The organism is Streptomyces sp. SID486 (genome assembly GCF_009865385.1).
Taxonomy (GTDB): Bacteria; Actinomycetota; Actinomycetes; order Streptomycetales; family Streptomycetaceae; genus Streptomyces.
The window spans coordinates 1-12,157 of sequence record NZ_WWJT01000222.1 but is presented as its reverse complement, the minus strand read 5'-3'; the positions used below and the strand labels follow the sequence as shown (position 1 = coordinate 12,157).

General features: G+C 72.2%; 12 protein-coding genes and 1 pseudogene. 6 read left to right on the top strand and 7 right to left on the bottom strand.

The window, feature by feature from the left end:
* Positions 1–1,336: pseudogene (locus tag GT045_RS11755) on the top strand (transcriptional regulator); the annotation flags it as partial.
* A 93-nt stretch (positions 1,337–1,429) separates the two neighbouring features.
* Here GT045_RS11755 and GT045_RS11750 read toward each other — a convergent pair.
* The 3 genes from GT045_RS11750 to GT045_RS11740 form a co-directional block, all read right to left on the bottom strand.
* Positions 1,430–3,118, bottom strand: coding sequence for a bifunctional 3'-5' exonuclease/DNA polymerase (locus GT045_RS11750; protein ID WP_161291703.1), 1,689 nt, complete (start codon positions 3,116–3,118; stop codon positions 1,430–1,432).
* 48 nt (positions 3,119–3,166) lie between these two features.
* Positions 3,167–3,913, bottom strand: a complete 747-nt coding sequence (locus GT045_RS11745; protein WP_161334110.1) for a Clp protease N-terminal domain-containing protein — start codon at positions 3,911–3,913, stop codon at positions 3,167–3,169.
* Positions 3,914–4,030: 117 nt separating this feature from the next.
* Positions 4,031–4,657 (bottom strand): LysE family translocator, encoded by a 627-nt coding sequence (locus tag GT045_RS11740; protein WP_161291707.1) that lies wholly within the window; start codon positions 4,655–4,657, stop codon positions 4,031–4,033.
* 149 nt (positions 4,658–4,806) lie between these two features.
* On the opposite strand from GT045_RS11740, the gene GT045_RS11735 reads away from it, so the two are divergent.
* Positions 4,807–5,916 carry a DUF2786 domain-containing protein gene (locus tag GT045_RS11735; protein WP_345942618.1) on the top strand — a complete coding sequence of 370 codons (1,110 nt, stop codon included), beginning with the start codon at positions 4,807–4,809 and terminating at the stop codon, positions 5,914–5,916.
* A gap of 3 nt (positions 5,917–5,919) precedes the next feature.
* On the opposite strand, the gene GT045_RS11730 is transcribed toward GT045_RS11735, so the two are convergent.
* Together GT045_RS11730 and GT045_RS11725 are read right to left on the bottom strand one after the other, a co-directional pair.
* Positions 5,920–6,435, bottom strand: a complete 516-nt coding sequence (locus GT045_RS11730; RefSeq protein ID WP_161293777.1) for a DUF4232 domain-containing protein — start codon at positions 6,433–6,435, stop codon at positions 5,920–5,922.
* Between the two features lie 115 nt (positions 6,436–6,550).
* A complete protein-coding gene (locus tag GT045_RS11725; RefSeq protein ID WP_345942617.1) occupies positions 6,551–7,036 on the bottom strand; it encodes a hypothetical protein in 486 nt (161 codons plus the stop codon).
* 356 nt (positions 7,037–7,392) lie between these two features.
* On the opposite strand from GT045_RS11725, the gene GT045_RS40440 reads away from it, so the two are divergent.
* Entirely contained in the window at positions 7,393–7,527 is a 135-nt protein-coding gene (locus GT045_RS40440; RefSeq protein WP_272926852.1) for a hypothetical protein, read from the top strand.
* 146 nt (positions 7,528–7,673) lie between these two features.
* Positions 7,674–7,943, top strand: coding sequence for a DUF397 domain-containing protein (locus GT045_RS11720; RefSeq protein ID WP_345942616.1), 270 nt, complete (start codon positions 7,674–7,676; stop codon positions 7,941–7,943).
* Positions 7,944–8,088: 145 nt separating this feature from the next.
* Here GT045_RS11720 and GT045_RS11715 read toward each other — a convergent pair whose 3' ends face one another.
* The gene (locus GT045_RS11715) at positions 8,089–8,589 is read right to left on the bottom strand and encodes an ATP-binding protein (protein ID WP_202515956.1); all 501 of its coding nucleotides are present in this window, start codon (positions 8,587–8,589) and stop codon (positions 8,089–8,091) included.
* Positions 8,590–8,934: 345 nt separating this feature from the next.
* Between GT045_RS11715 and GT045_RS11710 the strand changes: the two genes are divergently transcribed.
* On the top strand, positions 8,935–9,759 hold the full coding sequence (locus tag GT045_RS11710) for a helix-turn-helix transcriptional regulator (protein WP_161334111.1): 825 nt from the start codon (positions 8,935–8,937) through the stop codon (positions 9,757–9,759).
* A gap of 95 nt (positions 9,760–9,854) precedes the next feature.
* Positions 9,855–11,315 (top strand): aldehyde dehydrogenase family protein, encoded by a 1,461-nt coding sequence (locus GT045_RS11705; protein ID WP_161293780.1) that lies wholly within the window; start codon positions 9,855–9,857, stop codon positions 11,313–11,315.
* 24 nt (positions 11,316–11,339) lie between these two features.
* Here the strand turns inward: GT045_RS11705 and GT045_RS11700 are convergent, their stop codons facing one another.
* Complete coding sequence (locus GT045_RS11700; protein ID WP_161295462.1) at positions 11,340–12,107, bottom strand: transposase; 768 nt, start codon at positions 12,105–12,107, stop codon at positions 11,340–11,342.
* Between the last annotated feature and the right edge of the window lie 50 nt (positions 12,108–12,157).

Genomic DNA, 12,157 nt, shown 5'->3' with positions numbered 1-12,157 from the left:
CCCCACCACCGCTGCGACCCCCACGACCGCCGCGCCCCCCACCACCGCTGCGACCCCCACGACCGCCGCGCCCCCCACCACCGCTGCGACCCCCACGACCGCCGCGCCCCCCACCACCGCTGCGACCCCCACGACCGCCGCGCCCCCCACCACCGCTGCGGCCCCCACCACCGCTACGACCCCAACGACCGCAGCGCCTCCCACCACCACCGACCTCATCGCCGTCCGCTGGTACGCCGCCGCCTCCGAGCGGGTGTTGACGGCGGTGGTGGAGCCCGGGCTCGACCAGGAGGACCGCCGGCGGCCGACCGCCGCGCAGCCGGCCGGGCACGCGACGGAAGTGGCCGCGCTGGGGTCCTTCGAGTCGGCCGAGCAGGCGTTCGCCTGGGGCGAGGTCGAGCTGGAGAACGTCGTCGCCCTGGTGGCACGGAACGCGGACACCGACGATCCGGACATGGCCGCCCATCTGTCGGTGCTCGCACGACTGCTCTTCCCCTTCGTGCAGCGCAGCGGCCGGGTCGCCGAGATGGAGGTGCTGGGGCGGACCGCGCTCGGAGTGGCGCGGCGGCTCGGGGACCCGGAGGCCGAGGCGTACGCGCTGGGTGACCTCGCCGGCCTGCACTTCCTGACAGGCCGGCAGAACGAGGCCCTCGCCCTCACCGACCGGGCCCTGGAGATCTGGGTCCGGCTGGGGGCGGCCTCCCGGATCCGGCGGTGCCTGAACAACCGTGGTCTGCTGCTGGAAGGGCTCGGGCGGTTCGACGAGTCGGGGGAGGCACTGCGGCAGAGCCTCGGCTACTCGAGGTTGTTGAACGACCCTTACGGTGAGGCCGTCACCCGCAGTCACCTCGGCAACCTCTACGAGCACACCGACCCGCGCGCGGCCATCGGACAGCACCTTCGCTCGCTGGCGATCGGGGACACGATCGGCGCGGTCATCGTGCGCCACACCGCGCACTGCAACATCGGCTACGCCCACCTCACCCTCGGCGAACCGCAGGCTGCCGCCCGGCACTTCGGAGAGAGCCTGCGTATCCTCGGCGCCCACAACGACTGGCACGGCGAGTCGCAGACCCGGCTCGGTCTGGTCCGGGCGCTGCGGGAACTGGGGGAGTGCGAACGGGCGGCCGGTGAGTGTGCCGAGCTGCTGCGCCGGGCCGACGACCGCACCGACCGTTACGTGGGCGGGCTGGCCCTGCACCAGCACGGGTTACTGCTGCGCGAACTGGGTCGGCGGGCGGAGGCGCACGACGCCTGGCGCGCGGCTCGCGAGGCCCTGGACGGCACGGACGAGCAGGCGGTCCTGGCGGAACTGCGAGAACTCCTCGGCGACTGACCGGCGGCCCTGGCGGCTAGGTGGACCTGGTGGTCGTGGGCCCGGCTGGGCCGCGAGCGTTTCTCCACCCTCGGACCAGCCCTGCGGAGCAGGTCACTTGGCGTCGGCATAGCACTCCACCACCGCCGTCGTGAACGGGAACCGCACCGGAGTCTCGCCGAAGGTCAGCCGGCCGGCGAGGTCGGCGCACTCGCGGATGGCCCGGACGACCGTGTCGGCCTCCTCGGCGGGGCAGTGCACGATCACCTCGTCGTGCTGGAAGAAGACCAGTTCGGCCCGCAGCTCCGCGCAGGCGCGGCGCAGTGCGGCGAGCAGCAGCAGGGCCCAGTCGGCGGCGCTGCCCTGCACGACGAAGTTCCGCGCGAAGCGGCCTCGCGCGCGGGAGTTCGTGGACGCGTACCCGGGGACCCAGCCGGCCTGGCCCTCCGGCTCCTCCTCGCCGACCGGGATGCCGGCTTCCTCCGCCGCGTCCTCGCCCGCCCCGGCGGCCGGCGGGCACGTGCGCCCCAGCCAGGTGCGCACCAGCCGGCCCTCCTCACCCGCGCGGGCCGCGTCGTCGACGTAGGCGACGGCCCGGGGGAAGCGGCGGCGCAGCGCGGCGAGGTTCTTCAGGCCGTCACCGGAGGTCTGGCCGTAGACCGCACCCAGTACGGCGATCTTGGCCTGGTCCCGGTCGCCGGAGAAGGCGCGGTCGGAAACGGACTGGTAGAGGTCGCTCTCGCGGCCGGCCACCTCCATCAGACCGGGATCGCGGGAGATCGCGGCGAGCACGCGCGGTTCCATCTGGTCGGCGTCGGCCACCACCAGTCGCCAGCCCGGGTCGGCGACCACGGCCCGGCGGATCACCTTGGGGATCTGCAGGCCGCCCCCGCCGTTCGTCACCCAGCGCCCGGTGACCGTGCCGCCGGCGAGGAACTCGGGGCGGAAGCGGCCGTCGCGCACCCAGTCCTGCAGCCAGGACCAGCCGTGCGCCACCCAGATGCGGTACAGCTTCTTGTACTCCAGCAGGGGTGCGACGGCCGGGTGGTCGACGGACCGGATCTCCCAGCGCCGCGTGGACTTCACCTTGATGCCGGCCTGCGCGAACGCCTTGATCACGTCGGCGGGCAGGTCGGGGCGGACCCGGCGGCCGAACGCGGCGGACACCTCGTCGGCCAGCTCGGCCAGGCGCCGCGGCTCGCCGCCGCCCGCGTACCGCTCGCCGAGCAGGGTGTGCAGCAGTTCGCGGTGCACCTCGGCGCTCCAGGGCAGTCCCGCGTGGTTCAGCTCGGCGGCCACCAGCATCCCGGCCGACTCGGCGGCGGTCAGCAGCCGCATCCGGTCCGGGTGGGCGGTCCGCCCGTGCCGGCGCAGCTGGTCGGCGTAGACCGCGAGCAGGTCGGGCAGGGGCAGGCGTGTGCCGGCCGGCTCGAACAGCGGGGACTGGGCTCCCGGTTCGGCCGCGCGCTGCGGCGGGTCGGGCGGGACGGGGCCGCCGCGGAGGCGGGCCAGGGCGGCGGCGGCCGAGCGCGGCTCGCCGTACCGGCCCTCGTGGCCCAGCAGGAGTGTCTCGGCGTCCTCGACGTCGTAGCACCGCTCCACTCGCACCCCCGTGGCGAGCAGACGCGGATAGACCTCGGCGGTCGACCGCCACACCCAGCGCGTCACCTCCGGGCGGCTCCGCACCGCCCCGGCGAGATCGCTCTCCCGCCGCACCGGGCCGGTGGGCAGCCCGTCCGGGCCGAGGGGGGCGACGTCCACGCCTCCGTCCTCGGCCGGTGCGAGCGCCCACCGGTCGGCCATGAGTGCGAGTCTGGCAGGAGGCACTGACAATGCGGCTGACCTGCGGCTCTACTCCTGCGAGGCGTCCGTGCCGGGCTGCGCCTCCAGCAGCGGCGCCAGCATCGCGGCGAGCCGCTCCTCGGTGGCCGCCTTGGTGATCCCGAGGCCGTTGAGGACGCCCTGGCCGTTCTCGTGCTCCAGCAGCGCCAGCAGGAGGTGTTCGGTACCGATGTAGTTGTGGCCGAGGCGGAGGGCCTCGCGGAAGGTGAGTTCCAGGACCTTCTTGGCCTCGGGGCCGTAGGGGACGAGCTCGGGGGCGCCGTCCGCGGCGGGCGGCAGCGCGGCGGTCGCCGCCTGGCGTACGGCGTCCAGGGGGACGCCCTGCACGGTGATCACCTTCGCGGCCAGGCCCTCGGGCTCGGCCAGCAGGCCGAGGACGAGATGCTCGGGACGGCCCTCGGTGCTGCGGGCGGCGACCGCCTCGTTGTGCGCGGCCATGACCGCGTTCCGCGCGCGGGGGGTGTAGCGGCTGAAGCCCTGGCTCGGGTCGAGGTCGGCGGACTCCTTGGGCACGAACCGTTTCTGGGCCGCCTGCCGGGTCACGCCCATGCTCCGGCCGATGTCGGTCCAGGACGCACCGGAGCGGCGGGCCTGGTCGACGAAGTGCCCGATGAGGTGGTCGGCGACGTCACCGAGGTGATCCGCGGCGATCACCGCGTCCTGGAGCTGGTCGAGGGGTTCGGGGTGGACCTTCTTGATGGCCGCGATGAGGTCGTCGAGGCGCACGGATGCCGTGATGTTCGGGTTGCTCACCATGGTGTCAACCGTAGGTTGTCAGAGGAGGGGTGTCAACCGATGGTTGACAGCAATCCCCGCCGGGCGCTGCGGCGACGGGCGGATCCGACGGGGCGGTACCCGCGCCGCCGCCGGTGCCTACTCGGGCGTGGCGGCCAGCCGCACCGCGAGCCCCGTGAACACCGTCCCGCTGAAGTAGTCCAGGCCCCGCGCCACCCGCCGGCTGCGCCGCAGCAGCGAGGCGAGCCTGCCGGAGAGCAGGCCGACCGTGCCGTCCACCAGGAGGCCGATCGCCGTGATCGTGCAGCCCAGCACCAGGAACTGCTCCCGTACGTGGCCGAGGCCGGGGTTCACGAACTGCGGCAGGAAGGAGACGTTGAAGAGGATCACCTTCGGGTTGAGCAGATTGGTGACGGCGCCGCGCCAGAAGGCCCGCCTGCGCCCCGGTCCCGGCGCCGGACCGGCGCCCGCCGGCCCGCCGTCGCCGCGGAACGCCTTGACCGCGAGGAACAGCAGATAGGCCGCGCCCGCCCAGCGCAGGGCGTGGTAGAGCACGGGCAGCGTCAGGAACAGTGCGGACAGGCCGAGCGCCGCGGCGACCGCGTGGACGAACATGGCGCAGGCCACCCCCGCGGCGGCCGTCATCCCGGTCAGCGGTCCGCCCCGGCCTCCCACCGCCACGATGAACATCATGTCGGGGCCGGGGGTGACGCAGAGCGCGAACGCGGCGGCGAGGAACGCCGCGTAGAGCGAAGTGTCCATCATGCGACCATGTTTGGCGGCCGCCCGCGCGCGCAGGGCGCAATTCCGAAGAGTGAGACACCGGCGCCGCCCCCGCGGCCGTCCCCGTCCGCCGTCCACAGGTTGTGGACGGCCGGCGCCCGCTGTCGGTGGCGCGTGGCACGATCGGCGTTGTGACCAGTACCGCCAGCACCGTCGAGCGGGCCTTCCGGGCCGCCCTCTACGACGACACCGACGCCGGCCTCGACACGGGTGCCTCCCTGCTCGCCGCCGACCCGGCCGCCGACGCCGAACTCGCTCGGCGTGGCGAGGAGTTCGTGGCGGCGGCCTGGCGGCACGGCTGGCAGCCCGCCGACGTCGTACGGCTGGTGCGGCGCGAGCTGGAGGAGGGGCACGTCCGCCTGGCCGCCGCGCTGATCCGGGCGCAGGCCGGGCGGGACCGCCCGCGCGGCCGCCGCTGGGCCGACCAGCTGGCCGCGCTGCCCGCCGCCCCGGACCGCACCGCCGACCGCTTCTCGCACGCCACGGCCGTCCTGGAGCTGTACCGCCTGCTGCTGCGCCTGCCCCCGCTGGAGCCCCTGGAGGAGGAACCCCGCCGCTCCGCCGGCCCGGCCGCCTCCCGCATGCTGGCCCGCATCCGCGCCCTGCTCGCCAAGGCCGAGGCGACCGGCTATCCGGAAGAGGCGGAGGCACTCAGCGCCAAGGCGCAGGAGCTGATGGCGCGGCACAGCGTGGACGAGGCGCTGCTCGCCGCAGCGGCACCCGCGCCGGACGCGCCCGGCGCCTGCCGCATCGGGGTCGAGCCGCCGTACGAGCAGGCCAAGGCCGTCCTGCTGGACGCGGTGGCCACGGCGAACCACTGCCGGGCGGTGTGGAACGAACCGCTCGGCTTCTCCACGGTCGTCGGTTTCGAGGCCGACCTGGAAGCGGTCGAGCTGCTCTACACCTCCCTGCTGGTGCAGGCCACGCACGCGATGGCCACGGCGGAGGCCGCCCAGCGGGCCGGCGGACGCAAGCGGACCAAGACCTTTCGGCAGTCGTTCCTGGCCGCCTACGCCCATCGCGTCGGTGACCGGCTCGCGGCCGCCGCCGAGACCCAGGTGACCCAGGACCTGCTGCCGGTGCTGGCCACGCGCGCGACGGCCGTCGCCGGACGGCTGGAGCACATGTTCCCGGAGACCACCACGACCCGGCTGCGCGGCGTCAGCGACGCGGCGGGCTGGACCGAGGGTGCCCGCGCGGCCGACCGGGCACAGGTCAGGGCCCGCCCGCGGCTGGAGTGAGCGTCAGTCGCCGACCTGCTGGAAGGCGCTGACGGAAGCGTCCGGTCCGCTCCCGTCGGCCTTGCCGGCGACCGGGCCGTACTTCCACGGGTAGCTCTGGCCGGTGTCGGCTCCGGGCAGACTGATCTTCACGTCCTTCGCCGCCACGGCCTTGCCGTCCCCGTCCTTGCCGCGCACGTAACTGATCGAGAAGGACGCGGAGTCGCCCTTGGCGAGCTTCAGCTTCTGGGGCTTCGCGCCCTTGAGCACGGGCACGGGCTTCTCGGCGTCACCGGTGCTCAGCGTGACAGCCGGGAAGTCCTCCAGGGTGCACGGCGCGCTCTGGTTGGTGATGCTGACGGGGATCTCGCCGCTGTCGCCGGCGGCCGGGGCCACACTCGCCGACCCGATCTGCAGGGAGACCCCGCCGATCTTGCAGGCAGAGTCGGCGCTGTCCCCGTTCTTGCCGCCACCGTCGTCGCAGGCGGTCAGCAGCAGGGCGGCGGCGAGGGCGGTGACGGTGAGCGGAATGACGCGCATGAGCAGTCCCTGTCCTGGTGGTGACGGTGCCCTTGCATCATGGCGCCTGCGTCCGGACCCCGCTCGCGCGCCCCTGCGGATCCACCGTTCGGAGCAACCGCCCGCGGCCCCGCACTCACCGCGCGGGCACCGTGGGCAGCCCCGAGGGCAGCTTCCCGCCCTCCGCCTTGGTGTACGTCTCCTGGCCCACCTTGCCCGACCAGGTCACCTTCAGCGTCGTGCCGTCGACGGAGTCGACCCTGCCGGTGGTCCGGTCCTTCGCACCGCCGGAGCAGTTCAGGTGGAACACCTGTGCGCCGTTCTCGGCCCCCGCGGTCCCGTTGCACATGGTCCCGCCGGTCTGGAAGATCCCGGCCTGCTTCCCGCTGACCACCAAGGCCACGATCTTGCCGCCGGCGCCGGCGATCCAGCTGCCCTGGATCCCGGCGGAAGCCCCTGTCACGGGCGGCGAGGCCGCGTTCCCGGACGGTGCCGTGGACGCGCTCGGTGCGGACGAGGAGGCGTCATCGCCCCCGGAGCCGCCGCACGCCGTCAGCGCCAGCGCGCCCACCACTCCCGCGGCCAGGGCCGCGCTCCGTACTCTCGCTGTCGCACTCGTCACCGGAAAGCCCCCAAGCGGTAGCGGCCGGCCGCCCGAGCCGGACGGCCCGCAGCGCAAGCTACCAGCAGTCCGGCCGCCCGCAGCAGGGTCACCCGGCAGGGCGGCCGGCACCCTGACCGGTCCCGGACCGCTCGCCCCCCGGCGGCCGTCCGCGCCGAGGACTGCCGGCTCCGGGTCGGCCACCGGTACCGGACGACCTCCGCCCCGCGTCCCGGCACCAGGTTCTCCGGCGCCGTAGAGGTACGGCTGCTCGCCTACGACATCGAGCGGATGCCGTCCCTCCGGTGGACGGACGCCGATCCGGCCGGCCCGCACACCGGACCGTCACCTGAACCGTGGAACAGGAAGGGCCCGGCATGCGTCTCTTCCTAGTGCACGAGGGGTTCGGCCCCGGCGGGCCGGCCCGGGCGACGGCGCACATGATCACGGGCGGGGCCGCCCGGGGACATGTCCTGCCTGCTCCGGGGCAGGCGCTGGAGCAGCTCGGGTAAAGCACACGTCAAAGCTGTAACCGCGGGACCACCCCTCGTGCACGTGCATTTGCTCCGGCAGCTGCACGTGAAGACAGCTATGATCCGGTTCAGTTGACTACAGCATCTATGGCCTCAGCAGCCAGTGCACCACCGGGGAGCGACCTGTGGACCGCGACGTTGACGGCGTGAACGGGGGGTACGACGTGTACAACGGCATGGCTGCCACGCAGCTGGACGGAGTGGCCTGGCAGAAGAGCAGGCACAGCAACTCGCAGGGTTCGTGCGTGGAGTTCGCGCGGCTGCCGGGTGGTGACGTCGCCGTACGCAACTCGCGGTTCCCGGACGGGCCGGCGCTCGTCTACACGCGCGCGGAGATCGAGGCGATGCTCCTCGGCGTCAAGGACGGCGAGTTCGACCACCTGACCGCGAGCTGACCGCCGGCGCCGGCCGCCGCGGGGTGGCAACGATGTCGGCCGGCGACCGTGCCGCGGGTGCGTGCCCGCAGATCGGCGACGGGGGGCGGCGACCCTGACGGATGTACGCGCGTAGACACCGGACGTCCGTCGGTGCGGTGCCGGATCAGCCGGCCGTCCGGAGCCGGAACAGCGCCCAGACCACCTTGCCGTCGAGGGTGCCCGCCAGCGGGTGCCAGCCCCAGCTGTCCGCGAAGGAGTCGACCAGGAACAGGCCGCGGCCCGACTCGGCGGAGAAGTCGTCCGCCTCGCGGGGGACCGGGGTCTCGTGGCTCGGGTCGCGCACCGCGCACACCAGCCGCTCGGTCCAGCGCATCAGGTGCAGCCGCACGGACGGGTGGTGGGGGTCGCCGCGGCGCGGCGGCTCGGACGGAACCGCGTGGCGCAGGGCGTTGGTGACGAGTTCGGAGACGACCAGGCAGATGTCGTCGAAGCGGTCGCCGACGTCCCACTTGTCCAGGGTGTCCCGGGTGAAGTGCCGGGCCTCGCGCACGGCCTCGTAGCGGGCGGGGAGGGCGCAGGAGGCCGCATCGGACACGGCGGCGGGATCCAACGGCGGAAGGCCCTGCCGTAACGGCTTGAGCATGGTCGATCCATTCGTCCCCATGCGAGGCACTCCCGGGAATTCGCGGTCGTTGCGATGCAGCGGTGGCGCGGCACCCATGGTTTCGGATGCGTAGAGCAGATGCAAGGGCAGATGCACGTGCACGAGACCGAAATGGCACTGCCCGTACCGCTTCTTGGCCATTTTTTCTGCCATCTTCGTGCCGGACCTGCCAGAGGTCCGGACCTCTTCCCGGTCCGGACCCGGCAGAAACGGCCGAGGTCTTTCCGTTTCCGTAACCGGACGAGTACTGCTCGAAGTGTTTTAGTGGCAGACTTCGGCCCCTGAAGACGGTTGGGGAGGCTGGCGAAGGTGAGCGCGGGAGAGCCCGGATCGGTGGTGCGGCGGATGCTGCTCGGCTCGCAACTCAGGCGACTGCGGGAAGCGCGGGGCATCACGCGCGAGGCGGCGGGATACTCGATCCGCGCCTCCGAGTCGAAGATCAGCCGGATGGAGCTGGGCCGGGTGAGCTTCAAGACCAGAGACGTGGAAGACCTGCTGACGCTCTACGGCATCAACGACGAGGCGGAGCGCGAGTCGCTGCTCTCCCTCGCCCGGGAGGCCAACGTGGCGGGCTGGTGGCACAGTTACACCGACGTCCTGCCGAGCTGGTTCCCCACCTACGTGGGCCTGGAGGGCGCCGCCTCGCTGATCCGTGTCTACGAGGTGCAGTTCGTGCACGGCCTGCTGCAGACCGCCGAGTACGCGCGCGCGGTGGTCCGCCGCGGTATGCAGGGCGCGAGCGCCGCCGACGTCGAGCGCCGGGTCGCGCTGCGCCTGGAGCGGCAGAAGTACCTGCTCTCCGACAACGCCCCCGAGTTCCACATCGTCCTGGACGAGGCCGCCCTGCGCCGTCCCTACGGTGACCGCGAGGTGATGCGCGGCCAGCTCCAGCACCTGATCGACATCTCCGAGCGGCCCAACGTCCGCCTGCAGGTGATGCCGTTCAGCTTCGGCGGGCACTCCGGTGAGAGCGGTGCCTTCACCATCCTCAGCTTCCCCGACGCCGATCTGTCCGACGTGGTCTACCTGGAGCAGCTGACCAGCGCCCTCTACCTGGACAAGCGCGAGGACGTCGCCCAGTACGAACACGCCCTGAAGGAGCTGCAGCAGGACAGCCCCGGCCCGGACGAGAGCCGGGACCTGCTCCGTGGTCTCCTGCAGCTCTCCTGACCGAGTGCTCTGCTCAACTCCCCTGTGTCGCAAGTACGATGACGTGTAATCAGACCTGGCGTAGATCTGGCGTCCGCTAGCGATTGAGGGATCACATGGCGTCCTGTTTCACCGACCTGGCCCAGCAGTACATCGACGGCGAGTGGCGCCCGGGCTCGGGCTCCTGGGACGTCATCGACTTCAACCCCTACGACGACGAGAAGCTGGCCTCGATCACGGTCGCCACGGTCGACGAGGTGGACCAGGCATACCAGGCCGCCGCCCGCGCCCAGAAGAAGTGGGCCGAGACCAACCCCTACACCCGGCGCACGGTCCTGGAACGGGCGCTGCGGTGGATAGAGGACCGTGAGCAGGAGATAGCCGACCTGATCATCGCGGAACTCGGCGGCACGCGCGTGAAGGCCGGTTTCGAACTCCACCTCGCCAAGGAGTTCCTGCGCGAGTCGGTCCATCTCGCGCTGCGCCCCGAGGGCAGGATCCTGCCCTCCCCGGTCGACGGCAAGGAGAACCGCGTCTACCGGGTGCCGGTCGGTGTCGTGGGCGTGATCAGCCCCTTCAACTTCCCCTTCCTGCTGTCCCTGAAGTCGGTCGCCCCGGCCCTCGCGCTCGGCAACGCCGTGGTGCTCAAGCCGCACCAGAACACCCCGATCACCGGCGGCACCCTGCTCGCGAAGATCTTCGAGGACGCCGGGCTGCCCGGCGGCCTGCTGAACGTGGTCGTCACCGACATCGCCGAGATCGGCGACGCGTTCATCGAGCACCCCGTCCCGAAGGTCATCTCTTTCACCGGCTCCGACAAGGTCGGCCGGCACGTCGCCACCGTGTGCGCCCGGCACTTCAAGCGCTCGGTCCTCGAACTGGGCGGCAACAGCGCGCTGGTGGTGCTGGACGACGCCGACGTCGACTACGCGGTGGACGCGGCGGTCTTCAGCCGGTTCGTACACCAGGGGCAGGTCTGCATGGCCGCCAACCGGGTCCTCGTGGACGCGTCCGTGGCCGAGGAGTTCACCGAGAAGTTCGTCGCCAAGGTCCGGACCCTGAAGGTCGGTGACCCGCGTGACCCGCAGACCGTCATCGGCCCGGTGATCAACTCCGCGCAGGCGGGCGCCGTCTCCGGCACCGTGGAGCAGGCGATCGCCGAGGGCGCGACCGCTCTGGTGCGGGGCACCACGACCGACAACCTGGTCGGGCCCAGCGTGCTGACCGGCGTACCCGCCGACTCCGCGCTGCTCCGGCAGGAGGTCTTCGGCCCCGTCGTCTTCCTCGTCCCGTTCGACGGCGAGGAGGAGGCGGTCCGGATCGTCAACGGCACCCCGTACGGCCTCAGCGGTGCCGTCCACACGCGGGACATCGAGCGGGGCGTGGCCTTCGCCAAGCGGATCGACACCGGCATGTTCCACGTCAACGACGGCACCGTCCACGACGAGCCGATCGTGCCGTTCGGCGGTGAGAAGAACTCCGGTCTCGGCCGCCTCAACGGCGAGACGACGCTGGAGGCGTTCACCACGGTCAAGTGGATCTCGGTGCAGCACGGCCGCAGCGGATTCCCGTTCTAGAGGTTGTCCCGTATGGGGTCTGGGTTATCCGGTGAGGGCCATGTTGTGGAGTCGGGCGATGCCGAGCATGGCGTGGTGTACGCCGGTGCCCTTGAGTCGGCAGTCGCGCAGGATCTTCCAGTTCTTCAGCCGTGACAGGGCGTGTTCCACACGTGCTCGCGCCCGGCGGTGGACAGCATTCTCCGCTTCCTGCTCCGGACTGAGGTGCCTCTGGCCTCGTCGTCTTCGGTGCGGGATGAGCAGGCCGGTTCCCTGGTAGCCGCCGTCGGCGATGGTCGGGGTGCCGCGGCAGGCCCGGTCGACGCCGGACTCCGTGAACGCCCGGCAGTCGTTGCGGCTGCCGGGCAGCGGCAGGCCGATCGCCACCACCAGGCGGCTGTTGGCGTCGATGACGACCTGAAGGTTGGTCGAGTAGCGGTAGTTCTTGCTGGATGCGGCGATGCTGCGGTCGCGGGTGGGCACCAGGGTGCCGTCCACGATGTAGACGGTGTCCTTGCGCGGACGGCGTGCCGGCGAGAGGGCCAGTAGAGGTGCCAGGTGATCGAGGACGCGGTCGGCGGCCGACTTCGAGATGCCGAACAACGGCGCCACCTGCCGCAACGTGAGGTTCGTGCGCCAGTATGTCGCCACCAGCAGCACCCGGTCCTCCAGCGACAGCCGCCACGGCCGGCCCCGCTGCACGTCACCGCCTCGACGCCGCACCAGTGCCACCAGCCTGGCGAACTGCACCTCGGTCAGCCCCGAGAACGGCTCGATCCACTTCGGATCATCTGCTGAGATCACCCCACCCATACCCAGCCAACGCACCAACCGCCCCACCGGTTACGGGACAACCTTTAGGC